Raw genomic sequence first — 24524 nt, forward strand, 5'->3', positions numbered from 1 at the left:
CTCAAAGCGCCGCGATCACCGCCTGCCCCAGCTCTTCGGTATTCGCCTCGCCGCCCAGGTCCGGGGTGCACGGCGCGCCGGCGGCCAAGACCTTCTCGATCGCGCCGACGATCTCGGCCGCGGCCTCGGGGTGGCCCAGGTGGTCCAACATCATGGCGCCGGACCAGATCTGGCCGATCGGGTTGGCGATCCCCTTGCCAGCGATGTCGGGCGCGGAGCCGTGGACCGGCTCGAACATCGAGGGATGCGCGCGCTCCGGGTTGAGGTTGGCCGAGGGCGCGATGCCGATGGTGCCGGTCACCGCCGGTCCCAGGTCCGAGAGGATGTCGCCGAAGAGGTTGCTGCCGACCACCACGTCGAACCAGTCCGGATGCAGCACGAAGTGGGCGGAGAGGATGTCGATGTGGAACTGGTCGGTCTTCACGCCCGGGTAGCTCTCGGCCATGGCGGCGAAGCGCTCATCCCAGTAGGGCATGGAGTGGATGATGCCGTTGGACTTGGTCGCCGAGGTCACGTGCCGGGCCGGCCGCCCCTGGGCCAGCTCGAAGGCGTAGCGCAGGATCCGGTCGACGCCCTTGCGGGTGAAGATGTTCTGCTGAACCGCCAGCTCTTCCTCGGTCCCGGCGTAGAGCCGGCCGCCGATCTCGGAGTACTCCCCCTCGTTGTTCTCGCGCACGATCATGAAGTCGATGTCGCCGGGCTTGCGGCCGGCGAGCGGGCAACGCACGCCCTCGAAGAGGCGCACGGGCCGCAGGTTGACGTACTGCCGGAAGCTGCGGCGGATCGGGATCAAGAGGCCCCAGAGCGAGACGTGGTCCGGCACGCCGGGGAAGCCGACCGCGCCCAGGAAGATCGCGTCGTCATTCTCGATCTGCTTGAGGCCGTCCTCGGGCATCATCCGGCCGGTCGCCTGGTAGGTCTCGCAGCTCCAGTCGAAGTGCCGCCAGTCGAAGGCGATGCCGTGCTTCGCCCCGACGGCCTCCAAGACCGCGATGCCCTGAGGCACGACCTCCTTGCCGATCCCGTCGCCGGGGATGGCCGAGATGCTGTACTTGGTCATGGCGCCGCCACGATGCGCTGCTGTTGCTCGCCCAGGCCGTCGATGCCGAGGCGCACGGTCTCGCCGACCTTAAGGAAGCGCGGCGGCTTCTGGCCCAGGCCGACGCCGGGCGGCGTGCCGGTGGTGATGATGTCGCCGCTCTGCAGGCTCATGAAGCGGCTGACGTAGCTGACCAGGTGGTAGACGTTGAAGATCATGGTCTCGGTGTTGCCGTTCTGCTGGCGCTCGCCGTTGACCTCGAGCCAGATACCCAGATTGTGAGGGTCGCCCGCCTCGTCCGGGGTGACCAGCCAGGGGCCGACCGGCCCAAAGCTGTCGGCGCTCTTGCCCTTGACCCACTGTCCCGTGCTCTCGAGCTGGAAATTGCGCTCCGAGACGTCGTTGACCACGCAGAAGCCGGCGATGTGCCCGGCGGCCTCAGACTCCTCGATGTAGACGCCCGGCTTGCCGATCACCATGGCGAGCTCGACCTCCCAGTCCAGCTTGGTCGAGTGCCGCGGCATGACCGTGTCGTCGTTGGGCCCGCAGATGCACGACGGCGCCTTCATGAAGATCACCGGCTCCTCGGGGACGGGCTGACCGGATTCCTCGGCGTGGTCGGCGTAGTTGAGGCCGATGGCCGGGAACTTGCCGACGGCGCCGACGCAGGGCCCGATCCGCGGATTGCCCTCGACCTTGGGCAGAGAGGCGGGATCGATCGCCTTAAGCCGCTCGAGCGAGGCAGGAAGCAGGGCTTCGCCCGCGACGTCGGCGACCTCGCCCGAGAGGTCGCGGATGGCGCCCTGGGCGTCCAACAGGCCCGGTTTCTCCTGGCCCGCCGGACCATAACGAAGCAACTTCATGGAGTTTTTCCCCCTTGTTAAGGTGTTACTTAACCGGCGTCGGCGCCGGCTTGCCGTTGAAATGCGCGCGCAGGTTCTCGACCACGAGGTCGCCCATGGCGTGGCGGGTCTCGACCGTGGCGCTGCCCAGGTGCGGCTGCAGCACGACGTTCTCCATGGCGAAGAGCGCCTCGGGCACGCGCGGTTCCGCTTCGAAGACGTCGAGCCCGGCGCCGCCGAGTGTCCCCGCCTCCAGCGCGCTCACCAGCGCCGGCTCGTCGACCACCGAGCCCCGGGCGATGTTGATCAGCACGCCCTCGGGACCCAGGGCCGCCAGCACCTCGGCGTTGACGAGATGGCGGGTGCCTTGGCCGCCGGGACAGGAGACCACCAGCAGGCGGCAGTCCCGGGCCATGGCGGCGAGGTCCTCGTAGTAGGGATAGCTCAGGTCTTCCCTGCGCCGGCGCCCGTGGTAGCAGATCGTGCAGCCCAGGGCTTCGGCCCGCCTTGCGATGGCGAGCCCGATGCGCCCGAGCCCGAGGATCCCGACCCGCCAGCCGACCAGGCTCCGGGAAAGCGGCATGGGCCCCTTGAGCCAGTCTCCCCGCCGGACGAAGCGGTCGGCCGCGCTGATGCCGCGGGTGACGTCGAGCATCAGGCCGACCGCGAGGTTGGCGACGTCGTCGGTCAGCACGTCGGGTGTGTTGGTCACGGTCACGCCCCGCTTGGCGGCGTGCGTCAGATCGATGGCGTCGACGCCGACCCCGTAGCAGGCGACGATCTCGAGCTTGGGCAGCGCGTCCATGAGGGCGGCGTCGGCGCCCAGGTCCCCGGTCGTCGCGATGCCGCGCGCCGCCGCCGCCTTTCCCAGGAGTGCGCCGGCATCGGGCGCTTCCCACAGGCGGTGGATCTGAAAATCCTGATCCAACGCGGCCACGACATGGGGCATCATCGGCCCGACCATGACGATCTCGGGCTTCATGCTCCTCCCCCGGTGTGGCTGTTCTGGCTTATGGATCCCGATCGCTCTCTCCATGGATAGCATTGCAACTTTGCGGAACCAAGCCGCAGCGGCATAGTGAGGGCACGAGCGATCAGGGGGCGGGGCCATGGGCGCGGAACTGGATGCCAAGACGTGTCTGCCGGAAGACGGTGCGGCGGGCACCTTGCTCGGTCGCGTCTGGCGGCCGGGCGATCCGGGCGGACCCAGCGTCGTCGTCCTTGAGGGCCAATCGCTTGTCGACGTCACGGGGGCTTTCCCCACCGTTACCCACCTGATCAACGCCGAGGATCCGGCGGCCGCCGCCCGCGGCGCGGCGAGCGGGGGCGAGGTGCTGGTGGACGGGATCGATGAAATCGTCGCGAACAGCCACTTCGCCCGGCACGACCGGGCCCGACCTTCGCTCCTGGCGCCGACCGACCTCCAGGCTCTCAAGGCCTGCGGCGTCACCTTCGTGCGCTCGCTCCTGGAGCGGGTCATCGAGGAGCAGATCAAGGGCGACCCGGCCGGTGCCGAGGCGGCCCGTGCGCGAATCGTTGCCGAGATCGGCACGGACCTGTCCGAGGTTAAACCAGGCTCGGAAGCGGCCGATCGCCTCAAGGCGGCGCTGATCGAGCGCGGCCTCTGGTCTCAGTACCTCGAGGTCGGCATCGGGCCCGACGCCGAGATCTTCACCAAGGCCCAGCCGCTCTCCGCCGTAGGCACCGGCGCCCGGATCGGCCTGCATCCCCGCTCGTCCTGGAACAACCCGGAGCCGGAGCTGGTCACGGTGATCAACGCCCGCGGCGAGACCGTGGGCGCGACCCTGGGCAACGACGTCAACCTGCGCGACTTCGAGGGGCGCAGCGCCCTCCTGCTCGGGCGCTCGAAGGACAACAACGGCTCCTGCGCCCTCGGCCCCTTCATCCGGCTGTTCGACGAGACCTTCACCCTGGACGACGCCCGGCGCGCCGAGGTCCACCTGCGGGTCGCGGGCGCCGACGGCTTCGCCCTCGAGGGCGTCAACTCGATCGCCGAGATCAGCCGCGACCTGCTCGATCTGGCCAGACAGGCGATCGGCCCGGAGCACCAGTATCCCGACGGCCTGGCGCTCTTCACCGGCACCATGTTCGTGCCGGTGCAGGACCGCGACGCGCCCGGCGAGGGCTTCACCCACAAGCAGGGCGACGTCGTCACCATCTCCAGTCCCAAGCTCGGCGCCCTGGTCAACACCGTCGGGCTGAGCGGCGAGATCCCGCCGTGGGAGATGGGCATCGCCGCCTTCATGGCTAACCTGGCCGCGCGCGGCCTCCTGGGAGCTCCATCATGAAAGTGGTCATCACCGGCGGCTGCGGATTCATCGGCCTGCGCCTGGCCCAGAAACTGCTGGAAAGAGGCGAACTCACCACACCCTCGGGAAGAAGCGCGGCGATCGATTCTCTCCTGCTGTTCGACATGCAGGCCCCCGAGGCCCTGCCTGCGGGGCTCGACGATTCAAGGGTCGCCGTTGCCCTGGGCGAAATCTCGAACCGGGACGAGGTCAAGGCCCTGGTCGACCGCGACGAGGTCTCGGTCTTCCACCTCGCCTCCGTCGTCTCGGGCGGCGGCGAGAAGGACTTCGATCTGGCGCTCCGGGTCAACCTCGACGGCGGCCTCAACGTCATGGAGGCCTGCCGGGCGCGCGCCGGCCTGCCGCGCCTGGTCTTCGCCTCCTCGATCGCCGTCTTCGGCGGCTCGGCCATGCCAAAGGCCGTTGGCGACACGGTCAAGCAGACGCCGCAGACGACCTACGGCGCGACCAAGGCGATCTGCGAGCTGCTGGTCAACGACTATACCCGCAAGGGCTTCTTAGACGGCCGCTCGGCACGCCTGCCGACCGTGATCGTCCGGCCCGGCAAGCCCAACGCCGCCGCCTCCAGCTTCGTCAGCGGCCTGTTCCGCGAGCCCTTGAACGGCGTCGACTGCGCCCTGCCGGTCAAGCCGGAAACCGTCATGCCGGTGCTCGGCTACCGCTCAATCGTCGAGGGCCTGATCGCGCTGCACGAGGCGGACGGCGCCGCGCTCGGCGACGACCGGGCGGTCGAGCTGCCGAGCCATACTGTGACCGTGGCCGAGATGATCGAGGCGCTCCAGCGGGTCGCCGGCGACCGGCCGCTGGGCAAGATCACCGTCGAGCCCGACCCCTTCATAGAGGCGATCGTCGCAACCTGGCCGCTCGACGCCAGCTACGAACGCGCCACCGCGCTCGGTTTGCCGAAAGAAGACAGCCTGGACGAGATCGTCCAGGCCTACATCGAGGATTACCTGTGAAAGGCAAAGGCAGAAGCATGGATCTCCGCCCTTTCGCCTCGGCGTGTCGCGCCGCGTTTCGGGGCGGACGCCGGCTCGCCGCGGTGGGCCTCATCCTCGCGGCCACGGCCTGCACGCACTACTACACCCCGAGCGAGACCGCAGTCTGGTCGAAAGATAGCCGACTGCCGGCGACAACCCAGCCGGTGAAGGTCACCATCAGTAACGTTCAGGTCGTCGGTCACGAAGTCCTGATCGATGCCTGGGGGGAACAGAGATGGCTGATGGACCTGCATGACTGGACCGACTCCGCCGTAGCCCTCCTGCGCCTAGGCCTGGAAGCCAAGAACTACCGCGTCGGGGACCCCGCCGAGAAGTCCCTGAAGGTGAGCGTGGAGGCCGCCTACATGGGCGGGGGCACGTTCAACCCCTTCGTCGAAGTCGTGGTGGCGGTCTCCACCGGCGACGCGAAGCTCGCCGTCTTCAAGGGCCGGAGACCGCAGACCTTTCTCGTGGACGAGGTCTTCAACGAAGCGCTCGAAGTCGCCATAGGCAAGGTCTTGGACAGCGACCTCGTGATCGACTACCTGACCCGTCCGAGCGGGCAGGAAGTGAAACGCATCCGAAGCTCAAACCCCAACGAAGGCGGCAAGCCCGCCGCGTAGCGCCCGACCGTCTCTGCGACAAGATCCACGAGAATCTCGCCTGTGCGGATTTTCTGTCTTGACGCCCGCGCTCGCTCTAAGATCGGCGATAAAACAGGGAGGAAAGCCAAGACGATGCCCGACGACAGCAAGACCAAGAACCGCAGTGCCGAATGGTTCGGCAAGGCGGACAAGGACGGCTTCCACCATCGCAGCTGGATGAAGAACCAGGGGCTGCCCCACCACCTCTTCGACGGGCGGCCGGTGATTGGAATCTGCAACACCTGGTCGGAGCTGACGCCCTGCAACGCCCACTTCCGGGAGCTGGCCGAGCGGGTCAAGCGCGGGGTCTACGAGATGGGCGGCTTCCCGCTGGAGTTCCCGGTCATGTCGCTGGGCGAGACCCTCATGCGGCCGACCACCATGATGTTCCGCAACCTCGTCTCCATGGACGTCGAGGAGACCATCCGGGCCAATCCCCTCGACGGAGTGATCCTCCTGGTCGGCTGCGACAAGACCACGCCGGCGCTGCTCATGGGCGCCGCCAGTTGCGACCTGCCGACCCTGGCGCTCTCCGGCGGGCCGATGCTGAACGGCCGCTTCCGCGGCGAGCAGATCGGTTCGGGCACCCACGTCTGGAAGTTCGACGCCATGGTCAAGGCGGGCGAGATGACCCTGGCCGACTTCATGGACGCCGAGGCCTGCATGTCCCGATCGGTCGGCCACTGCATGACCATGGGCACCGCCTCGACCATGGCTTCCATGGTCGAGTCCCTCGGCATGGGCCTGCCGAGCAACGCCGCCATCCCGGCCGCCGACTCGCGGCGCAACGCGCTGGCCCACATGGCGGGGCGGCGCATCGTCGAGATGGTTCGCGAGAACATGACCATGTCCAAGGTGCTGACCCGTGAGGCGTTCGAGAACGCGATCCGGACCAACGGCGCGATCGGCGGCTCGACCAACGCCGTGGTGCACCTCCTTGCGCTGGCCGGCCGGCTCGGCGTGGATCTCGCTCTGGACGACTGGGACCGCCTGGGCCGCGAAGTGCCCTGCCTGGTCAACCTCATGCCTTCGGGCGAGTACCTGATGGAGGACTTCTACTACGCCGGCGGGCTGCCGGCCGTGCTGCGCGAACTGGGCGAGGCCGGTCTGCTGCACAAGGACGCCGTCACCGTGAACGGCGGGACCATCTGGGACAACTGCAAGGAAGCGGTCTGCTACGACCGCAAGGTGATCCACGCGTTTGGCGAGCCTTTCAAGGACCAGGGCGGGATCGCCGTCCTGCAGGGCAATCTGGCGCCCAGCGGTGCGATCCTCAAGCCCTCGGCGGCCACGCCCGAACTGATGAAGCACCGGGGCCGCGCCGTGGTCTTCGAGGACATCGACCACTACAAGGCGCGGGTCGACGACCCCGCGCTCGACATCGACGAGACCTGCGTCATGGTGCTCAAGAACTGCGGCGCACGGGGCTATCCCGGCATGGCGGAGGTCGGCAACATGGCCCTGCCGGCCAAGATCCTGAAGCGGGGCATCACCGACATGGTGCGGATCTCCGACGCGCGGATGAGCGGCACGGCCTACGGCACGGTGGTGCTGCACACCGCGCCGGAGGCGGCGGTCGGCGGCCCGCTCGCCCTGGTCCAGGACGGCGATATGATCGAGCTCGACGTCGAGGGCCGGAAGCTGCATCTCGACGTCAGCGAAGAGGAAATAGCCCGGCGGCGCGCGGCCTGGGTGCCCCCCGAGGAGCCGACGGGCAGAGGCTGGGCACGGCTCTACCACGACCACGTCAACCAGGCCGACCAGGGCTGCGATCTCGACTTCCTGGTCGGCGGCAGCGGCGCGCCGATTCCGCGGGAAAGTCATTAACGCTAGCCGCGCTATGATCCGGTCGGCTTCTGAGCGGTAAGTCGTAACTCCGGCGGGCGGCAGGACAACTCATGCGCGACAGATTCGATCGCCTTTTCTGGCCGCTCTTCGGGTTCCTGCTCTATACCGGCGGGCTCTTCTTCGTGTTCGCCGCCCACAGGGCTATCTCTCAGCCGCTTCGCGGGTTCTTTCTTCTGCTCCTCTTGATCTTTCTGGCCGGCCTGCTGGCCGCCTCCTTCGCTCATGGCCTCGCCGTCATCCAGTCGAGATGGCCCCGCTTCGATCTCTCCCCGAACAAGAGCTTCCTGGCCTGCTGCATCGTCCTGACTTTTTTCTCATACTTCCTCCATCTCTTTCCCAAGACCACCGACCTCGTGTTATCGGAAGACGAACTAGGGATCACGAGCGAGAAAGGTGGAATCACCACTCTCCCCCCGACAACACGCCCCGACGGCCATGTTTCCCTGGAACGTTTGATGTTGTGGCCGAAGAACTTTGCCCGTTGGGAGAAAAAGCGCGAGGCCCGTAACCGCTATCTGGATTGGAGTTTCTACGTCGCCGCCGTCTCGTGGCTCGGCCTGCTCTTGATGACCTTTGCCGCGCCGGCGACACGGGCCCGTCCCGATGCGCGCACGGTTGCCTTGCATCCCATCGTCCTGGTCGGGCTGGGAGCGGTATTTGTGGCATCGCTCGTCCAGGCGATCAGCTAGAAGCAACAGGGGAGGTTTGCGACTTGGGTGTCAGGATGAAGGGAAAAAAAGCCCTGGTAACCGCCGCAGCCCAGGGCATCGGCAGGGCGACGGCCCTGGCCCTCGCGGACGAAGGCGCCGGGGTCCTGGCGACCGACGTCGACGCGGCCGCGCTGGAGAGACTAGCCGGCACCACGGGAATCGAGACGAAACGCCTCGACGTCACAGACCAGGCCGCCGTCGCCAAGCTCGCCGAGGAGGTCGGCGCGGTCGACGCCCTGCTCAACATCGCCGGCTTCGTCCATCACGGCTCGATCCTCGACTGCGCGGAAGAAGACTGGGACTTCTCCTTCGACCTCAACGTCAAGTCCATGTACCGCACGATCCGCGCCTTCCTGCCGGCCATGCTCGAGGCCGGCGGCGGTTCGATCGTCAACATGGCCTCGGTCGCCTCCTCCATCCGCGGCCTGCCCAACCGCTTCGTCTATGGCGCAAGCAAGGCCGCCGTGATCGGCCTGACCAAGTCGGTCGCAGCCGATTTCATCCGGCAAGGTATCCGCTGCAACGCGATCTGTCCGGGCACGGTGGAATCGCCCTCACTGGAGGGCCGGATCGCCGCCTTCGACGATCCCGTGGCGGCGCGCAAGGCCTTCATCGAACGACAGCCCATCGGGCGCCTCGGCAAGCCCGAAGAGATCGCCAGCCTGGCCGTCCACCTCGCGGGCGAGGAATCGAGCTACACCACAGGCGCGGTCTTTACCGCGGACGGCGGCGTCACGCTCTGAACAGGATCGCCTTCGACGCGAGTTCGCGCGCGCAGCGCGAGAGAGAGGAGGAAGCTTTGTCTTCTGTACATACCTTCGCCATCGCCGTGCTGCCGGGCGACGGCATCGGACCCGAGGTGATGACCGCCTGTCTCGGACTGCTGGAGCGGCTGACCGCCGAGGAGACCGGCTTCGCGCTGGAGTTCGAGACTCTCGAGGCCGGCGCCGAGTGCTATCGGCGCAGCGGGGAAGCTCTGCCCACGCGCACCCTGGAACGGGCCGCCGGCGCCGACGCCATCCTGCTGGGCGCCATGGGGCTGCCGGAAATCCGCTATCCCGACGGGCGGGAGATCGCGCCGCAGCTCGACCTGCGCGAAAAGTTCCAGCTCTATGCCGGGATCCGTCCCGTGCGGATCTTTCCCGGTCTGCCCAGTCCCCTCGCCCACCCCCGCGCCGCCGAGACCGACTTCGTGCTGATCCGCGAGTCGACCGAGGGGCTCTTCGCCGGCCGCGCCAGCGGCACGGTGGAAGACGACCGGGTCGCCCGCAATACGCTAGAAATCACCCGACCCGCCTGCGAACGCCTGTTCGACTTCGCCTTCGCGCTGGCGCGCCAACGCAAGGCGGCGGGACACCCGGGGCGCGTCACCTGCGTCGACAAGGCCAACGTGCTCCAGGCCTTCGCCTTCTTCCGCGAGATCTTCGACGAGCGCGCGGCACGCTTCCCCGACGTCACGGCCGACCACCGCTACGTCGACGCCATGGCGCTCGACATGGTGCGCCAGCCCTGGGCCTATGACGTGCTGGTCACCGAGAATATGTTCGGCGACATCCTGTCCGACCTCGGCGCGGGCCTGATGAGCGGCATGGGCATGGCGCCCTCGGCCGACATCGGCGACCGGCAGGCCGTCTTCCAGCCCTGCCACGGCAGCGCGCCGGATATCGCCGGCAGCGGCAAGGCAAACCCCACGGCCATGATCCTCTCGGCCGCCATGATGCTCGAGTGGCTCGGCGAGCGCCGGTCGCTCCCCGCCTGCAACGCGGCCGGACGTCGCCTGCGTGACGCCGTCGACCGGGCCTACGCCGCCGGCGAGCTCCGGCCCTTCGAGCTCGGCGGCAGCCACGGCACCGCGGCGATCACCGATGCCGTCCTGGCCTGCCTGGAAAATCCGGCGGCGGCGGCATGACCGCGCCCCTGCGGATTGCCGTCGCCGGCAGCGGGTACTTCAGCCAATTCCACTACGACGCCTGGCGGCGGCTTCCCGGAGCGGAGCTGGTCGCCTTGGCCAGCCGCGACGCCGGGAGCGCCCAGGAGCGCGCGGCGAGCTTCGCCGTGCCGGCGGTCTTCGAGGAGGTCGGCGCCATGCTGGAGGCCGCCGAGCCGGATCTCCTGGATATCGTGACGCCGCCGGAGACTCACCTAGCCCTCGTGCGGGAAGCGGCCCGGCGCGGCATCGCGGTGATCTGCCAGAAACCCCTGGCGCCGACCCTCGAGGAAGCGGTCGCGGTGGTCGAGACGGCGGAACAGGCGGGCATCCTCCTGGTGGTTCACGAGAACTTTCGCTTCCAGCCCTGGTTCGCCCATGCCCGCGCTCTGATCGGCGAAAGCCGGCTCGGCCAGCTCCACGGTATCGACTTCCGACTGCGCCCCGGCGACGGCCAGGGTCCCCGGGCCTATCTCGACCGGCAGCCCTACTTCCAGACCATGCCCCGCTTCCTGATCCACGAGACCGGCATCCACTTCGTCGATACTTTTCGCAGCCTAATGGGCGCGGTCACCGCGGTCACCGCCCGGCTGCGCCGGGTCAACCCCGTGATCGCCGGCGAGGACGCGGGCACCGTAGTCTTCGAGTTCGAGTCCGGCGCCCTAGGAGTTTTCGACGGCAACCGGCTGAACGATCACGTCGCCGAGAACACGCGGCTCACCATGGGCGAGATGCACCTGGAAGGCTCGGCCGGCGTGCTGCGCCTCGACGGCCACGCCCGCCTCTGGTGGAAGGACCACGGCGGCGCCGAAGTCGCGGAGCCTTATGACCTGCCCGCCCAAGGCTTCGCAGGCGACTGCGTCTTCGCCCTGCAGCGACATGTCGTGGACCACCTGCTCCACGGCCGGCCCCTGGTCAACGACGGTCGGGCCTATTTGACCAACATGGAGATCGTCGAGGCGATCTACCGCTCCCACGAGACCGGCCGACGGATCGCGCTGGAAGAGTGAGTGTCCCGATGGGCGGTGCCAAGACACCTGCGCTCTATCGCTGCCGAGGCTACCCTTCGCCGGCAGACTTCTTGCGCGAGACCCGGATGCACTTCGCGGGGCGGGAAGCCGAGAACACGGTCCTTCTCGGCGCGCTCCACGCCCTGGACAGGGAGCGGCGGTCGTCGGCGCAGATGCTGGCCGTCGAGCGCGCCGGTGAGATATGCCTCGCCGCCGTACAAACGCCGCCTTTCAAGCTCGTTCTCTCTCACGGAGACCCCGCTGCGCTTCCCTGCCTCGCCGGGTGGCTGGCCGAAAGCGCAGTTGTCCTGCCGGGCGTGAGCGGCCCGGCCGGCCTGCTCGAGGGGCTGGTCGCGGCACTCCGCGAACATATCGATATCGCGCCGGAACCGGAGTTCCAGCTCAACCTCTATAGCCTGACCAGACTCATTCCGGACACCAGGATCCGTGGATCCCTCGTCGAGGCTTCGCAAGACGACCTGGCGCTCCTGCTGGACTGGCAGGACGGCTTCTTCGAAGAGACCGGTTTGCCTCATGATGAACTTGAGGAGGCCCGCGCCTACCTGGGGCAGCGCCTGACCGAAGGCGAGATTCATCTCTGGAGCCTCGATGGCCGAGCCGTTTCCGTCGCGGGCGTCAATCCCGGCGGGGCGACGCCGACCTTTCCACGGATCAACTTCGTCTACACGCCGCCCGACGTGCGCAACCAGGGCTACGCCACGGCCTGCGTGACCCGCTTGAGCCGGACCCTGCTCGAGCGCGGCTCTACCTGCTGCCTGATCTTCGCCGACGAGGACAACCCGCTCACCAACCATCTCTATCGCAAGATCGGCTACGAGCGCTCCGGGCGCTTCCACACGGTCAGCTTCACCGGACCCTGAGGCGGCAAGGCCTCAGTTCGGCAAGACTTCGATGATGTTGCGGTACTGACCGAGCATGGGGATCCGCCAACCGGCGACCACGACCCGGTAGCTGTTGCCGGCCTTGAGCGAGTGAAAACGTTCCGCGCTCTCGAACTTCATGAAGACGTAGGAAGTGCTGACCTCGAAGACCTCGTCCCGGGTATAGATCAGGAACCTGTCCCGCCGGTCGTGACGGCTCGTTCCGACGTTGACGTAGGTCCCGCTGCGTCCCACACGGCCGCTCTTGTCCTCGACAACGAGGTCGATTTGCTCGGCGCTGATGAAATAGGCCGCCGTCGCCGGCAGCGCCAGCAGCGCCACGACGATCAATGACTTACTGTTGAGCCGAACCCGGGTCATGGAAAGAACCACGTCTCAAAACGGAAGGGTGTTAATGATTCATTATGACGTCAGGATGTTAAAACCTTATAAAAATCAGTGTTTTTTACTGAATACTTAAACCCTTTTGCCATACCCGTTATATCTTGCTTCCGCAACCACCTGCCGGGTGCCCCATGTCACAAGCCAGCTACATTCCCTCGGTCGGCCGCGCCCACCAGAGCCGCAGCGACGACGTCGACTACCAGATCCACGGCGAGGACATTCAGTTCGTCGAGATCGAGCTCGACCCGGGCGAGAGCGCCGTCGCCGAGGCCGGCGCCATGATGTTCAAGGATGCCGACATCGGCATGACGACGATCTTCGGCGACGGCTCGGCCCAGGAGGGCGGCTTCTTCGACAAGCTGGTCGGCGCCGGCAAGAGAGTCATCACCGGGGAGAGCCTGTTCACCACGGTCTTCACCCACGAGGGCCTCGGCAAGGCCCGCGTCGCCTTCGCCGCGCCCTTCCCTGGCCGCATCCTGGCGCTCAAGCTGAGCGATTTCGGCGGCCGGCTGATCTGCCAGAAGGACAGCTTCCTGGCAGCCGCCAAGGGCGTCTCCATCGGCATTCACTTCCAGCGGAAGATCCTGACAGGCCTGTTCGGCGGCGAGGGCTTCATCATGCAGAAGCTGGAAGGCGACGGCTGGGTCTTCGTGCACATGGGCGGCGTCCTGGTCGCGAGGGACCTGGCGCCCGGCGAGGTGCTCCACGTCGATACCGGCTGCCTCGCGGCGCTGACCGACAGCGTCGACTACGACATCGTCCAGGCCGGCGGCATCAAGACCATGCTGTTCGGCGGCGAGGGCGCCTTCTTCGCACGCCTCACGGGTCCGGGTCGGGTCTGGCTGCAGAGCCTGCCGTTTTCCCGCCTGGCCGGCCGCATGCTGGCCGCGGCGCCGCAGAACGGCGGCAACCGACAGGGCGAGGGATCGATCCTGGGCGGCCTGGGCGACCTGATCGACTGAGGAGGGCGCCCTACCCCGCCATCCAGCCGCCGTCGACCAGCAGGTTCTCGCCGGTGACGTAGCTGGCTTCCTCGCTGGCCAGGAAGAGCGCTGCCCCGGCCACGTCTTCCGGCCGCCCGAGCCGCGGCCAGGGCGTCCGCGCCCTGGCGTATTCGAGGGTCTCCGGCTCGACGGCCGCTCCGCCCTTGCCGGTCAGGATCTTTCCTGGCGCCACGGCGTTGCAGACGATGCCCGCCTCGGCATAGTCCGCCGCGATCTGGCGGGTCATGTAGGCGACGCCCGCCTTGCTGACCCCGTAGGCAATATCGCCGGGACAGCAGATCATGCCGTGCTGCGAGGAGACGTTGACGAGGCGCCCCCGCACCCGGTCGCCGAGATCGCTCCGGTGGGGCGGCTGATCGAGCATCTGCTGTGCCGCCCGCTTGCAGCCGTTGAAGACGCCCTTGAGGTTGACCGCCAACACGCGGTCCCAGTCGGCCTCGGAGGTCTCGGTCAAGCGGCCGCCGGTCGAGATCGCCGCGTTGTTGACCATCACGTCGAGCCGGCCGAAGCGACGGACGGTCTCCGAGACCAGGCGGTCGACGTCCTCCCACTTCGAGACATCCGCGCGGTGGAACACGCAGGCGCCGCCCGCCTCGTCGATCAGGCGGCGGGTCGGCGGCCCGCCCTCGCGCGGGGCCTCGGTCACGTCGGCGATGACCACGAGGGCGCCCTCCTCGGCGAAGCGCCGAGCGATCGCCCGGCCGATGCCGGACGCGGCGCCGGTGACGATGGCGCTTCTTCCCTGCAAGCGTCCCGGGCCCATGGCCGGCTCAGTAAGTGGCGCGGCCGCCGGAGATATCGAACACGCCGCCGGTGGTGAAGGAGCAGTCCTCGGAGGCGAGCCAGGCCACGAGCGCCGCCACCTCCTCGACGGTGACGAAGCGGCCGCGCGGGATCTTCGACAGCATGTAGTCGACGTGCTCCTGGGTGATCTGCTCGAAGATCCGCGTCTTCGCCGCCGCCGGCGTCACGCAGTTGACCGCGATATCCTGGTCGGCCAGTTCCTTGCCGAGGGACTTCGTCAGGGCGATGACGCCGGCCTTGGCCGCGCTGTAGGCAGAGGCGTTGGGGTTGCCCTCCTTGCCGGCGATCGAGGCGATGTTGACGATCCTCCCGTAGCCCCGCTCGCGCATGCCCGGCACCACGGCCCGGCAGCAGAGGAAGACCGCGGTCAGATCGAGATCGATCACCTGCCGCCAGGCCTCGATCGGGTAGTCCCAGACCTTGACCGCCGGGCCGGCGATCCCGGCGTTGTTGACCAGGATGTCGATCGCGCCGAGTCCCGAGACTGTATCCGCCAGCGCCGCCTCGACCGCCTCCGGCGCCGTGATGTCGGCCGCGACGGCGTGCACGCGGCCTTGACTGCCGAGCTCGCGCGCGGTTTCCGCGAGCAAATCGGCGTCGAGGTCCCAGAGCGCGACCGCCGCGCCGCTCTCGAGCATACGTTCGGCGACGGCGCGGCCGATGCCCTGGGCGCCGCCGGTGATGACGGCCCGGCGCCCCTCCAGATCGATGCGGTTCACCCCGGGCCCCCTGCTCTCTTCGTGGAAACCAAGTTCACTCTTCCGGCGTGAACTTCGTGATCTTCGTGCCCTGCAGATCGATCCCGGCCATCAGGCCCTTCTGCGAGAAGAAGAACACGTAGATGTCGCTCTTGCCCGACGTGGTCGTCAGGGACCCGGCCATGCCCTCGTCCCAGACCGTAATGGTAGGACCGGTTCCGACCTCCCAGCCGCCGCTCCTGTTCAGGTAGCTGAGCGCCTTGTCGTTCATGAAGTACATGGCGTAACCGACCCACTGCACACCGGCTTGAAGGCCGAAGGAAAGGGCGACCGAGTTGTAGTACCCGGTGGTCTTTCCGTTCACCCGGAGCGCGCCCTCGCCGCCCTGGGCGCCGATGATCAAGCCGGCCTTGGCGAGTCGTGGAATGACCAGGATGCCCTTGGCCTCCGGAACCAGAGCCTTGGCGTCGGCCGATTCGCTGTGCAGATTCGCGATCGCCTCATCGACCGCCTTGTCGATCTCGGCGGCCGAAGCGGCGTCGCTGGTCGAGGGTGTCAGGGAACCAGACGCCAAGAGAACTACGGCCACCAACCACCTCAGAGGAAACCATTTTCTAGCCATTGGCTTTACCCCAGATTAGGCCGGAACAAAAAACGCGGGCGCGCCGGCCCGGCCCCGTTACGAGCGTGAGGCTAGCATCATTCACGTTCTGCCGCCACGACCGACACGTGGCGGCCGCCGCGAGGCGAGCGAGCGGACGAACCCAGCTTGCCTGCGGCGGCGGGGTGTTCTACCGATAGCGGTATGGCCAAGCGCGCGCGCCCCCTCAGCTACGGCGGTCATCTGCAGCTCGACAAGCTGCTCGCGTGCCAGCAGCGCCAGAGCGCGGAGCTGGGCAGGCCGGCGCACGACGAGATGCTCTTCATCATCGTGCATCAGACCTACGAGCTCTGGTTCAAGCAGATCCTGTTCGAGCTCGACCGCATCGAGCAGATCTTCTCGGAGTCCGCGGTCGACGACCGTGACCTGGCGGTTGCGGACCGCGGCCTCGCCCGCATCGTCGAGATCCAGAAGCTGCTGCTGCAGCAGCTCGACGTGCTCGAAACCATGACGCCGCTCGATTTTCTCGACTTCCGCGACACCCTCTTCCCGGCCTCCGGCTTCCAGAGCCTGCAGTTCCGGTTGCTCGAAACGAAGCTCGGGTTGCGCCGGGGCGACCGGATCGCCTTCGAGGCGCGGCCCTTCGACAGCCGCCTGACCCGCGGCGACCGCGCCAGGCTGAAAGACGCGGAAGCGCGGCCGTCGCTGTTCGCGCTGGTCGAGTCCTGGCTGACCCGCACGCCCTTCATCGAGCTGCCGGACTACGACTTCACCGCCGTCTTCCGTCAGGCGGTGGCTGACATGCTGGACGCCGAGGCCGCGGTGATCCGCGACAACCCGGCGCTCGACGAGGCGCAGAAGAGCGAAGACCTCGAAAGTCTCGCGGCGGCGAGCGCGCGCTTCGATTCGCTCTTCGACGAAGAGGTGCACGGCCGCCTACAGGCCGAGGGGCGCTGGCGCTTCTCCGCGCGAGCGCTTCAAGCGGCGCTCTTCATCACGCTCTACCGTGACGAGCCCGCACTCAACGTGCCGTTCCGCTTCCTCGGCCACCTGATGGACATCGACGTGGGCCTAACCAACTGGCGCCAGCGCCACGCCCTAATGGTGCTGCGCATGATCGGCCGCAAGGTCGGCACCGGCGGGTCGTCGGGGCACGACTACCTGCGGCAGACCGCCGAGCGGCATCGCCTGTTCGACGACCTCTTCGCGCTCTCCACCTTTCTGATCCCGAGGTCCAAGCTGCCGCCCCTGCCCGAGGAACTGAGGCGGGTCCTCGGCTACCGTTACAACGGGACCGGGGCGTGAACCTGAAGCCGCACTTCGGTCGCTTCCTCGAGGCCGATCCGGAACGTCTGCATTTCGCCGCCCACAGCCACCACCTCTGGCCCGACGTGACGCTGAAGGCACAGGAGCGTTGTTGGCGCGACGCAGCGCGCCTCGCCGACCGCAAGTGGGAGATGATCTTCGGCGAGCTCTATCCGGAAACCCAGCGCCAGGTCGCCGCGATCCTGAATCTGCCCGATCCGGCGACCCTGGCCTTCGGCCCGAACACGCACGCCTTTCTTTTGCGACTGCTCTCGTGTCTCGACCCGGGGCGTCCTCCCAAGGTGCTGACGACCGACAGCGAGTTCCACAGCTTCGAGCGCCAAATGTCGCGGCTCGAGGAGGACGGCCTCGCGAACGTCACGCGCGTCGCGGCGGAGCCTTTCGAGAGTCTGACCGAGCGCCTGGTCGACGCGGCGTCGCCCGGCGGCTACGACCTCGTCTATGTGAGCCATGTCTTCTACAACTCGGGCTATGCCCTGCCCGATCTGGCGGCCGTGGTCCGCGCCGTGCCCGACGGGGAAGCGCTGATCGTGATCGACGGCTACCACGGCTTCATGGCACTGGAGACCGACCTTTCGGGGCTCGCCGACCGGGTCTTCTACACCTCCGGCGGCTACAAGTACGCCATGGCCGGCGAAGGGGTCTGCTTCCTCCATTGCCCCGCCGGCTACGGCACGAGGCCGTGGAACACGGGCTGGTTCGCCGCCTTCGACGCCCTGGCCGACGGACCGGAGGCGAGAACCGCCTACGGTCCCGGAGCCAACCGCTTTCTGGGCGCGACCTTCGATCCGGTCGGGATCTACCGGCAGAACGCCGTGCTGTCCTGGCTGGACTCCCTGGGCCTTACCATCGCCGATATCCACGACCACGTCTGCCACTTGCAGCGCGCCTTCATCGACGGCCTCGAGAACCTGGCGCTGCCAGACCTGCGGCCCGAAGACCTCGTCGTGCCGCTGGCCGAACCGAACCGCGGCAATTTCCTGACCTTTCGGACCGAGGGCGCGGGCGACCTGCACCGCCGGCTTATGGCGGCCAAGATCGTCACCGACTTCCGGGGCGACCGCCTGCGATTCGGCTTCGGGATCTACCAGACGCGCGACGACGTCGAGCGCCTGCTGGCGCGTCTCGCCAAGCTCACCTGATCGGGGACCGAATTCCGCCAGACCGGGCCGACCGGCTGCGGCCTTTCCTATCCCTCACCCGTTTCCCGTGCTAAGCTTCTGATTAGTAGACAGAAACTTGGATTCTCCTGGGGAGGGACGCGGCCGTGAAGAAGTTCTTGAATTCAGTCGACACCATCTTGAGCGAGAGCCTCGAGGGCTTCGTCTCCGCCCACGCGGAGATCCTCAAGCTGCATCGCGAGCCGACCTTCGTCACGCGGGCAGACGCGCCGGTCAAGGGCAAGGTCGCGCTGATCTCCGGCGGCGGAAGCGGCCACGAGCCCCTGCACGGCGGCCTGGTCGGACGCGGCATGCTCGACGCCGCCTGTCCGGGCGAGGTCTTCACCTCGCCGACGCCGGATCAGATGGTGGCGGCCGCCGAGGCCGTCGACGGCGGCGCGGGCGTGCTCTTCATCGTCAAGAATTACTCCGGCGACGTCATGAACTTCGAAATGGCCGCCGAGATGTATGAAGGCGACCAGGCCACCGTGCTGACCAATGACGACGTCGCCGTCGAGGACAGCACCTTCACCACAGGCCGGCGTGGTGTGGCGGGCACCCTGGTGGTCGAGAAGATCGTCGGCGCAGCCGCCGAGGGCGGCGCCGATCTGGCGGCCTGCGAGGCGCTGGGAACGCGGGTCAACGCAGCGACAGGGTCCATGGGCGTCGCGCTCACCAGCTGCACGGTTCCCGCGGCCGGCAAGCCGACCTTCGACATCGGCGAGACGGAGATGGAGATGGGCGTGGGGATCCACGGCGAGCCCGGCCGCCGCCGGGTCGCGCTCGGCTCTGCCGGCGAGATCGCCGGCGAGATGACCGGCGCGATCCTGGAGGACCTCAAACCGGACAGCGGCCGCAAGGCGCTGCTGCTGGTCAACGGCTTCGGCGCGACTCCGATGATGGAGCTCACGCTGATGTACAAGCTGGCGCGCGAAGCCTTCGAACAGAGCGGTGTCGAGGTCGCGCGCAGCCTAGTGGGCAACTACGTCACCTCGCTCGACATGGCCGGCTGTTCCGTGACCCTGACCCTGCTGGACGACGAAATAGCGGGCTACTGGGACGCCCCGGTCAACACCTCGGCGCTGCGCTGGGGCTGCTGAGCGCCCGTCAGTCCTTCGCCATGATCTCGGCCATGCGCCGCGCCATCTCGCGTATCAGGTCTTCGAGCGCCTTCTGCCGCGACGGGTCGTCCATGACCGGGACCTCGACCTCCAGCGTGGTCGTCACGCCGGGCGCGGCGGCATGGCCGAGCTGGCGCGACTGGTTCGGGTGGGCCGCCCGATAGGCGGCCAGGAAGGCTTCCCGTTCCGCCGGCGAGAGGTGGCAGACCTCCATGATCGGGCCGACGTGGCGCACCGGCAGCGGCGTCGGGTCGAGCGGCGAGGTGATCTGGGAAACGAAGCTCTTGTGGGTTCCCAGCACGCGCGCGATGCGCAGCCGCATGCCCGACGGTCGCTGGTCGATGAAGGACCGCAGGACCTTCTTGTAGGCCGCGATCAGCTCCTGCTTGTTGATCCGGACAGCCTGCTCAGCCATGGCTTTCGATCCGCCCGCTTCCGATCCGATGTGCGCGGACCGCGGCCTTCACCAAGCCGAGCGCCGCCGGCGGGACCGAGAGCGTTCGGATCCCGGCATCCAGCAAGGCCGGCACCTGCGCCGGCAGGCTCGCCATCTCTCCGCAGACGCTGACCTCCAAGCGCTTCGCCGCGCCGGCGGTGGAGACCCGGGCGATCAGCTCCAGCACGGCGGGATTGAGCGGGTCCTGCAGGTACTTAAGGCCGAGGCTGTCCCGACTGGCCGCCATGACGTACTGGACCAAGTCGTTGGTGCCGATCGAGAAGAAATCGCTCGCGAAAGACTCGACGGCAAGCGCGGCGGCGGGCGTTTCCACCATCATGCCGAAGGCCGGCATGGCCGCCTCCGTGCCCTCGGCCTTCAAGGCCGTCACCGCCTCCGTCATCAGCGCCCGCGCCTGGTCGAGCTCGTCGGGTGTGGCGACCATGGGGACCATGACCTTGAGCCTGCCGTGGCACGCCGCGCGCGCGAGGGCGCGCAGCTGGACCCGGAAGACCTCGGGATGCGCCAGCGACAGCCGGACGCCCCTGACGCCGAGGAAGGGGTTGGCCTCGCTCTCGGGCGTGAGCCCGGGAATCGGCTTGTCGGCGCCGGCGTCCAGGGTGCGCACCGTCACCGGCCGCTCGCCGGCCCAGTAGAGCAGGCCCCGGTAGATCCGGTACTGCCGCTCCTCGTCGGGCAGGCCCTCGCCGAACAGGAACTCGGTCCGGGTGAGACCGATGCCGTCGCAGTGGTCGGGGTCGACGTCCTGAAGCATGGTCGGATCGTCGACGTTGAGCAGAACCGCGATCCCGGTCCCGTCAGCGGTGACCGCCGGCTCGGACAGAAGTTCGTCCTGGGCCCGCCGGACGGCCTCCCGGTCGGCGATCTGCCGGCTGTAGGCCGCGCCCCGATCGGCCGTGGGCCGCAGGATCAGGCAGCCCTGCTCCGCATCGATCACCGCCTCGGCCCCGGGCTCTATGTCCTGGGGATCGCTGGCGAGGTTGATCAGGAAGGGAACGCCCCGGGCGCGCGCCAGCATCGCCACGTGGCTGTTTGCGCTACCGCCGGCGAGCGCGACCCCCTTCGCCTTCGTCCAATCCATGTCGAGGAAACGGCTGGGCGTCAGCTCGCCGGCCACCACGATGGCGCGCTCGGGCAGGACCTCTTCCTCCCGGTTCTCGCCGCCGAGGGCGACCAGCACCCGGTCGCGCAGATCGATCAGGTCCTCCGCCCGGGCTTGAAAATAGTCGTCGCCGGACGCCTGATAGTCCTGGATCTGGATGTTCAAGGCATCGCCGAAGGCCCCCGCCGCCGGCTCGCCGCCCGCCATCGCCTCCTGCGCGGGCGCGACCAGTTCGGGGTCGGCAAGCATTGCAATCTGGAACGCCAGGATCTCCGCCGCCGTTTCGTCGCCTTCAGCCGCCAGCTCCTCGAGCTCCTTCGCCGCCCGCCGCAGCGCCAGATCGAGCGCTTTGCGCTCTTCCTCCACCGGACGGCGTTCCGCGGCCAGCGTCTGCCAGCGCGGCGGGCGGGCCCGGTGAATGACCCCCATGGCGAGGCCCGGTGCCGCGACCTCGGCGCCGATTACGCGTTCAGGCGGGCTGCTCATCGAACCTGCGCTCGACCAAGTGGACGAGGGCCGCGACCGCTTGCTGCGCGTCGGCGCCACGCGCCTCGAAGAACAGCGTCTCGCTGGTCCGCGCCTTGAGCTTCATCACCTTGACGATGCTCTTCGCGTCGACCCAGTCACCGCCGTCGCCGACCCGAAGCCGAACCTCGCTGGAGAAGCTCGCGGCCAGCTGCGTCAGCTTGACGGCCGGGCGGGCGTGCAGGCCGACGTCGTGGGAGATAATGGTCCGCCCCTCGGCGACAGTCTCGTCAGTCATGCTCGGTCCCCGCGTATCATGAACCCGACTCCTCGGCGGCGGCGCGGACCTCGGCCAGCGAGCTGCCGGTCGACGCCTGGGTCGCCGCCATGACAGCGCCCTCGACGATCGGCGCGTCGCAGATCGAGACCGTGCCGCGGCGATCCTCGGGCAGGAGCTCGATGGCCATCTCGGCGTTCATTTCCGCGCCGCCCAGATCGACCAGCAGGGCCACGCCGGCCGGGCTCCAGACCTTCTCGATGCTCTCGCTGATGCGCGCGACGTCGGTGCCGAGCCCGCCGTCGGCGTTGCCGCCGCACCAGGCGACGCCGACGGTCTCGCCGACCATCTGCCGCACCATCTCGGAAGTGCCCCGGGCGACGTCCGGCGAGTGCGAAACGATCACGATGGCCACCTTGTCTCCGCTCATAGCTCTTCTCCAAACACGGCGCAGACCTCCTTGATCAAAAGGCAGCTCGACATGGCGCCCGGATCGAGATGACCGATGCTGCGTTCGCCGAGAAAGGAGGCGCGGCCCTTGGTCGCCCGCATCGGGCGGGTCGCTTCCAGGCCCTGCTCGGCGGCCGCGTTAAGCCGGTCGATCAGAGCCGCCGGCGGCACGCCCTCGGCCAGGCCCTGCTCGAAGGCCTCCTGGACCGGCACCAGGACGTCCAGCATGGTCTTCTCGCCGGCCTCGGACTTGCCGCGCTGCTTCACCGCCGTGACGCCTTCCGCGAAGGCCGCCGCGACGCCGGGGCCGTCAAGCTCGGCGCGGTCGCCGGCCGCCTTGGCCATGCCCAAGAGGAGGCTGCCGTAGAGCGGACCCGAAGCGCCGCCCACCTTCATGACCAGGGTCAAGCCCGCCTTCTTCAGGGCCGGACCGGGCTGAAGCGCGCTCAGTTCATCGGCGATCGCCGCGATCTCGTCGAAACCGCGCTTCATGTTGAGGCCGTGATCGCCGTCGCCGATCGCCTGGTCGAGCGCCGTCAGGTTCTCGACGTGGGCCGCGATGACTCCCGCCGTTCGCTCGACGACCCGCTTCATCAATTCAGGTTCCATAGGCAGCCTCCACCTTCGCACCCGCGGGACCGCTCGGGATCCGATTGCCGTCGCCGTCGAACGCGAGGGCCGCCCCGGGGCGCACCGCGATACTGGTCTTCTCGCCCTCGGCGACCGGGTCGTGAGCGCCGAGCAGCGCCCTGACGCTCTCGCCTTCCGCCGAGAGCAGCACCAACGTCTCGACGCCGAGATGCTCGACCGCGAGGACCTCGGCGGGAACGCCCTCTGCCTGGTGCAGGCGGACGTCCTCGGGCCTGACGCCGATCGTCTCGGCCCCGGGCGGCAGGTCTTCGAGGCCCAGGCGGCCGCGCGGCACCAGGTTGATCTGCGGGCTGCCCAGCCGCCGGGCGACGTGGATGTTGCTGGGCTGCTCGTAGACCTCGCGCGGCGAACCGATCTGAACCAGGCGGCCTTCCGACAGCACGCCGATGCGGTCCGCCAGGGTCATGGCTTCCAGCTGGTCGTGGGTGACGTAGAGGATGGTGGCGCCCAGGTCGCGCTGGATGCGCTTCAGCTCGACCCTCAGGTCTTCGCGTAGCTTGGCGTCGAGCGACGACAGAGGCTCGTCCATCAGGTAGATCGCCGGCTCGCGGACCAGCGCCCGGCCGATCGCGACCCTCTGCATCTCGCCGCCGGAGAGCTGGGTCGCGCGGTTCCCGAGCTTGGACTCGATCCGCAGCAGGGTGGCGATCTCACGCACGCGCGCCTCGATGCGCTCGGCCGGCCAACGGCGGCCGGGCGCGCGCAAGGGGAAGGCCAGGTTGTCGAACACCGTGTAGTGCGGATAGAGCGAATACTGCTGAAAGACGAAACAAACGTCGCGCTCCGCCGGCGCGGCTCCGGTGACGTCCCGCCCGTCGATCTCGACGCGGCCTTCCTCGGGTTTCTCCAGGCCGGCGACCAGGCGCAGGGTCGTGGTCTTGCCGGCCCCGGTTGGACCCAGGAGCACCACGAACTCACCGTCCGCTACGGTCAGGGACAGCTCGGCGACGGCGACCGTCTTGTCGAAGCGCTTGGTGACGCCGTTCAGGACGACCTCAGCCATGGCCATCCTCCGCGGCGAGGTCGCTCGCGACCGCCCGGTCGCTGGCCGGGTCGAAGACCACCAGGCGATCGGTCTCGAAGCTGAGGGCGACCGTCTCGCCGAAGTCGACCCGCACGGTGTTGGGCGCCCTGATCTTGAGCCGGCCGCCGTCCGTGTCCACGGTGACCAGCTGGCGCGTACCCATGTATTCGACGCCGAAGACCCGGCCGCGCAGCGGACCGTCATCGCCGAGGCGGATATGCTCGGGCCTGACCCCGAGGATGGCTTCCCGGTGTTCCACGCCCTCGCGCAGCCGCGGCACCGGGATCTCGGCGCCCTTGACCTTGATGCCGGTCGAGCCGGGCGCCAGGCCGCCCTGCCCGGTCAGGAAGTTCATCGCCGGGCTGCCGATGAAGCCGGCGACGAAGCGCGTGGCCGGCCGCTCGTAGATCTCCATGGGCGGCCCGATCTGCAGCACCTCGCCCTGGTCCATCACGCAGATCCGGTCGGCCATGGACATGGCCTCGATCTGGTCGTGGGTGACGTAGACGGTGGTTGCGCCGATCCGCTTGTGCAGCAGGCGCAGCTCCTCGCACATAAGCTCGCGGAACTCGGCGTCCAGCGCGCCCAGGGGCTCGTCCATGAGGAAGGCCTTGGCCCGGCGCACGATCGCCCGGCCCAGGGCGATCCGCTGCCGGTCGCCGCTCGACAGGCCGCCGATCGACCGGTCCAGCAGGTGGTCGATGCGCAGCAGCCGCGCGACCTCCTCGGTCCGCTCCCGGATCTCGCGCCGCGGCAGACCCTGGATCC

The 24524-nt window shown here is 68.3% G+C and carries 27 protein-coding genes; 13 read left to right on the forward strand and 14 right to left on the reverse strand.

The annotated features are described in order from the left end of the window. Window position 1: 1 nt before the first annotated feature. The 3 genes from QNJ67_11090 to QNJ67_11100 are packed head-to-tail and all read right to left on the reverse strand — an operon-like array spanning window position 2 to window position 2863. Window positions 2-1060 (reverse strand): tartrate dehydrogenase, encoded by a 1059-nt coding sequence (locus QNJ67_11090; protein ID MDJ0609509.1) that lies wholly within the window; start codon window positions 1058-1060, stop codon window positions 2-4. Continuing rightward, entirely contained in the window at window positions 1057-1902 is an 846-nt protein-coding gene (locus tag QNJ67_11095) for a fumarylacetoacetate hydrolase family protein (GenBank protein ID MDJ0609510.1), read from the reverse strand. Before QNJ67_11095 ends, QNJ67_11090 begins: the two co-directional genes overlap by 4 nt. Before the next feature lie 25 nt (window positions 1903-1927). Then, complete coding sequence (locus QNJ67_11100) at window positions 1928-2863, reverse strand: 2-hydroxyacid dehydrogenase (GenBank protein ID MDJ0609511.1); 936 nt, start codon at window positions 2861-2863, stop codon at window positions 1928-1930. 127 nt (window positions 2864-2990) lie between these two features. On the opposite strand from QNJ67_11100, the gene QNJ67_11105 reads away from it, so the two are divergent. From QNJ67_11105 to QNJ67_11145, 9 genes are all read left to right on the forward strand, one after another. After that, window positions 2991-4190, forward strand: coding sequence for a fumarylacetoacetate hydrolase family protein (locus tag QNJ67_11105; GenBank protein MDJ0609512.1), 1200 nt, complete (start codon window positions 2991-2993; stop codon window positions 4188-4190). Then, a complete protein-coding gene (locus QNJ67_11110) occupies window positions 4187-5170 on the forward strand; it encodes an NAD-dependent epimerase/dehydratase family protein (protein MDJ0609513.1) in 984 nt (327 codons plus the stop codon). Before QNJ67_11105 ends, QNJ67_11110 begins: the two co-directional genes overlap by 4 nt. A gap of 17 nt (window positions 5171-5187) precedes the next feature. Continuing rightward, on the forward strand, window positions 5188-5814 hold the full coding sequence (locus QNJ67_11115; protein ID MDJ0609514.1) for a hypothetical protein: 627 nt from the start codon (window positions 5188-5190) through the stop codon (window positions 5812-5814). Between the two features lie 114 nt (window positions 5815-5928). Beyond that, a complete protein-coding gene (locus tag QNJ67_11120; protein MDJ0609515.1) occupies window positions 5929-7662 on the forward strand; it encodes an IlvD/Edd family dehydratase in 1734 nt (577 codons plus the stop codon). Window positions 7663-7733: 71 nt separating this feature from the next. Further along, entirely contained in the window at window positions 7734-8372 is a 639-nt protein-coding gene (locus QNJ67_11125) for a hypothetical protein (GenBank protein ID MDJ0609516.1), read from the forward strand. Window positions 8373-8407: 35 nt separating this feature from the next. Then, complete coding sequence (locus QNJ67_11130) at window positions 8408-9136, forward strand: SDR family oxidoreductase (protein MDJ0609517.1); 729 nt, start codon at window positions 8408-8410, stop codon at window positions 9134-9136. A 56-nt stretch (window positions 9137-9192) separates the two neighbouring features. Next, window positions 9193-10302, forward strand: coding sequence for an isocitrate/isopropylmalate dehydrogenase family protein (locus tag QNJ67_11135; protein ID MDJ0609518.1), 1110 nt, complete (start codon window positions 9193-9195; stop codon window positions 10300-10302). Beyond that, the gene (locus tag QNJ67_11140; GenBank protein MDJ0609519.1) at window positions 10299-11330 is read left to right on the forward strand and encodes a Gfo/Idh/MocA family oxidoreductase; all 1032 of its coding nucleotides are present in this window, start codon (window positions 10299-10301) and stop codon (window positions 11328-11330) included. Before QNJ67_11135 ends, QNJ67_11140 begins: the two co-directional genes overlap by 4 nt. An 86-nt stretch (window positions 11331-11416) precedes the next feature. Continuing rightward, complete coding sequence (locus QNJ67_11145) at window positions 11417-12211, forward strand: GNAT family N-acetyltransferase (GenBank protein ID MDJ0609520.1); 795 nt, start codon at window positions 11417-11419, stop codon at window positions 12209-12211. A 12-nt stretch (window positions 12212-12223) separates the two neighbouring features. Here QNJ67_11145 and QNJ67_11150 read toward each other — a convergent pair whose 3' ends face one another. Beyond that, complete coding sequence (locus QNJ67_11150) at window positions 12224-12592, reverse strand: hypothetical protein (protein ID MDJ0609521.1); 369 nt, start codon at window positions 12590-12592, stop codon at window positions 12224-12226. A gap of 155 nt (window positions 12593-12747) precedes the next feature. Between QNJ67_11150 and QNJ67_11155 the strand changes: the two genes are divergently transcribed. Then, window positions 12748-13578, forward strand: a complete 831-nt coding sequence (locus QNJ67_11155; GenBank protein MDJ0609522.1) for an AIM24 family protein — start codon at window positions 12748-12750, stop codon at window positions 13576-13578. A gap of 10 nt (window positions 13579-13588) precedes the next feature. Here QNJ67_11155 and QNJ67_11160 read toward each other — a convergent pair whose 3' ends face one another. From QNJ67_11160 to QNJ67_11170, 3 genes are read right to left on the reverse strand one after another with little or no spacing between them, the layout of a single operon-like run. Continuing rightward, window positions 13589-14368 (reverse strand): SDR family oxidoreductase, encoded by a 780-nt coding sequence (locus tag QNJ67_11160; GenBank protein ID MDJ0609523.1) that lies wholly within the window; start codon window positions 14366-14368, stop codon window positions 13589-13591. A gap of 22 nt (window positions 14369-14390) precedes the next feature. Then, window positions 14391-15143 (reverse strand): SDR family NAD(P)-dependent oxidoreductase, encoded by a 753-nt coding sequence (locus tag QNJ67_11165; protein MDJ0609524.1) that lies wholly within the window; start codon window positions 15141-15143, stop codon window positions 14391-14393. A gap of 34 nt (window positions 15144-15177) precedes the next feature. Then, on the reverse strand, window positions 15178-15711 hold the full coding sequence (locus QNJ67_11170) for a YSC84-related protein (protein MDJ0609525.1): 534 nt from the start codon (window positions 15709-15711) through the stop codon (window positions 15178-15180). Between the two features lie 216 nt (window positions 15712-15927). On the opposite strand from QNJ67_11170, the gene QNJ67_11175 reads away from it, so the two are divergent. The 3 genes from QNJ67_11175 to dhaK all read left to right on the forward strand — a co-directional run bounded on the left by QNJ67_11175 (window position 15928) and on the right by dhaK (window position 19309). After that, entirely contained in the window at window positions 15928-17028 is a 1101-nt protein-coding gene (locus tag QNJ67_11175; GenBank protein MDJ0609526.1) for a tryptophan 2,3-dioxygenase family protein, read from the forward strand. Then, window positions 17025-18191, forward strand: coding sequence for an aminotransferase class V-fold PLP-dependent enzyme (locus tag QNJ67_11180; protein MDJ0609527.1), 1167 nt, complete (start codon window positions 17025-17027; stop codon window positions 18189-18191). Before QNJ67_11175 ends, QNJ67_11180 begins: the two co-directional genes overlap by 4 nt. Before the next feature lie 125 nt (window positions 18192-18316). Next, entirely contained in the window at window positions 18317-19309 is a 993-nt protein-coding gene (gene dhaK, locus QNJ67_11185) for a dihydroxyacetone kinase subunit DhaK (GenBank protein MDJ0609528.1), read from the forward strand. A 7-nt stretch (window positions 19310-19316) separates the two neighbouring features. Here dhaK and QNJ67_11190 read toward each other — a convergent pair whose 3' ends face one another. The 7 genes from QNJ67_11190 to QNJ67_11220 all read right to left on the reverse strand — a co-directional run. Next, a complete protein-coding gene (locus QNJ67_11190) occupies window positions 19317-19745 on the reverse strand; it encodes a hypothetical protein (protein ID MDJ0609529.1) in 429 nt (142 codons plus the stop codon). Beyond that, window positions 19738-21375: a phosphoenolpyruvate--protein phosphotransferase gene (ptsP, locus tag QNJ67_11195; protein MDJ0609530.1), complete on the reverse strand. Its 1638-nt coding sequence runs from the start codon at window positions 21373-21375 to the stop codon at window positions 19738-19740. Before ptsP ends, QNJ67_11190 begins: the two co-directional genes overlap by 8 nt. After that, window positions 21359-21652 (reverse strand): HPr family phosphocarrier protein, encoded by a 294-nt coding sequence (locus tag QNJ67_11200; protein MDJ0609531.1) that lies wholly within the window; start codon window positions 21650-21652, stop codon window positions 21359-21361. The genes ptsP and QNJ67_11200 overlap by 17 nt, the downstream gene beginning before the upstream one ends. Before the next feature lie 16 nt (window positions 21653-21668). Further along, window positions 21669-22061: a dihydroxyacetone kinase phosphoryl donor subunit DhaM gene (dhaM, locus tag QNJ67_11205; GenBank protein ID MDJ0609532.1), complete on the reverse strand. Its 393-nt coding sequence runs from the start codon at window positions 22059-22061 to the stop codon at window positions 21669-21671. Next, window positions 22058-22690, reverse strand: coding sequence for a dihydroxyacetone kinase subunit DhaL (dhaL, locus tag QNJ67_11210; protein MDJ0609533.1), 633 nt, complete (start codon window positions 22688-22690; stop codon window positions 22058-22060). Before dhaL ends, dhaM begins: the two co-directional genes overlap by 4 nt. After that, window positions 22680-23735 (reverse strand): ABC transporter ATP-binding protein, encoded by a 1056-nt coding sequence (locus QNJ67_11215; protein MDJ0609534.1) that lies wholly within the window; start codon window positions 23733-23735, stop codon window positions 22680-22682. The genes dhaL and QNJ67_11215 overlap by 11 nt, the downstream gene beginning before the upstream one ends. Further along, on the reverse strand, window positions 23728-24524 hold a 797-nt coding region (locus tag QNJ67_11220; protein ID MDJ0609535.1), incomplete at its 5' end, for an ABC transporter ATP-binding protein. The genes QNJ67_11215 and QNJ67_11220, both read right to left, overlap by 8 nt.

This window comes from Kiloniellales bacterium, assembly GCA_030064845.1.
In the GTDB taxonomy this organism is placed as follows: domain Bacteria; phylum Pseudomonadota; class Alphaproteobacteria; order Kiloniellales; family JAKSDN01; genus JASJEC01.

Coding starts and splice junctions, on each gene's coding strand:
- QNJ67_11090 (MDJ0609509.1), bottom strand. CDS start 1,060: ATGACCAAGTACAGCATCTCGGCCATCCCCGGCGACGGGATCGGCAAG.
- QNJ67_11095 (MDJ0609510.1), bottom strand. CDS start 1,902: ATGAAGTTGCTTCGTTATGGTCCGGCGGGCCAGGAGAAACCGGGCCTG.
- QNJ67_11100 (MDJ0609511.1), bottom strand. CDS start 2,863: ATGAAGCCCGAGATCGTCATGGTCGGGCCGATGATGCCCCATGTCGTG.
- QNJ67_11105 (MDJ0609512.1), top strand. CDS start 2,991: ATGGGCGCGGAACTGGATGCCAAGACGTGTCTGCCGGAAGACGGTGCG.
- QNJ67_11110 (MDJ0609513.1), top strand. CDS start 4,187: ATGAAAGTGGTCATCACCGGCGGCTGCGGATTCATCGGCCTGCGCCTG.
- QNJ67_11115 (MDJ0609514.1), top strand. CDS start 5,188: ATGGATCTCCGCCCTTTCGCCTCGGCGTGTCGCGCCGCGTTTCGGGGC.
- QNJ67_11120 (MDJ0609515.1), top strand. CDS start 5,929: ATGCCCGACGACAGCAAGACCAAGAACCGCAGTGCCGAATGGTTCGGC.
- QNJ67_11125 (MDJ0609516.1), top strand. CDS start 7,734: ATGCGCGACAGATTCGATCGCCTTTTCTGGCCGCTCTTCGGGTTCCTG.
- QNJ67_11130 (MDJ0609517.1), top strand. CDS start 8,408: ATGAAGGGAAAAAAAGCCCTGGTAACCGCCGCAGCCCAGGGCATCGGC.
- QNJ67_11140 (MDJ0609519.1), top strand. CDS start 10,299: ATGACCGCGCCCCTGCGGATTGCCGTCGCCGGCAGCGGGTACTTCAGC.
- QNJ67_11145 (MDJ0609520.1), top strand. CDS start 11,417: ATGCACTTCGCGGGGCGGGAAGCCGAGAACACGGTCCTTCTCGGCGCG.
- QNJ67_11150 (MDJ0609521.1), bottom strand. CDS start 12,592: ATGACCCGGGTTCGGCTCAACAGTAAGTCATTGATCGTCGTGGCGCTG.
- QNJ67_11155 (MDJ0609522.1), top strand. CDS start 12,748: ATGTCACAAGCCAGCTACATTCCCTCGGTCGGCCGCGCCCACCAGAGC.
- QNJ67_11175 (MDJ0609526.1), top strand. CDS start 15,928: ATGGCCAAGCGCGCGCGCCCCCTCAGCTACGGCGGTCATCTGCAGCTC.
- QNJ67_11190 (MDJ0609529.1), bottom strand. CDS start 19,745: ATGGCTGAGCAGGCTGTCCGGATCAACAAGCAGGAGCTGATCGCGGCC.
- ptsP (MDJ0609530.1), bottom strand. CDS start 21,375: ATGAGCAGCCCGCCTGAACGCGTAATCGGCGCCGAGGTCGCGGCACCG.
- QNJ67_11200 (MDJ0609531.1), bottom strand. CDS start 21,652: ATGACTGACGAGACTGTCGCCGAGGGGCGGACCATTATCTCCCACGAC.
- dhaM (MDJ0609532.1), bottom strand. CDS start 22,061: ATGAGCGGAGACAAGGTGGCCATCGTGATCGTTTCGCACTCGCCGGAC.
- dhaL (MDJ0609533.1), bottom strand. CDS start 22,690: ATGGAACCTGAATTGATGAAGCGGGTCGTCGAGCGAACGGCGGGAGTC.
- QNJ67_11215 (MDJ0609534.1), bottom strand. CDS start 23,735: ATGGCTGAGGTCGTCCTGAACGGCGTCACCAAGCGCTTCGACAAGACG.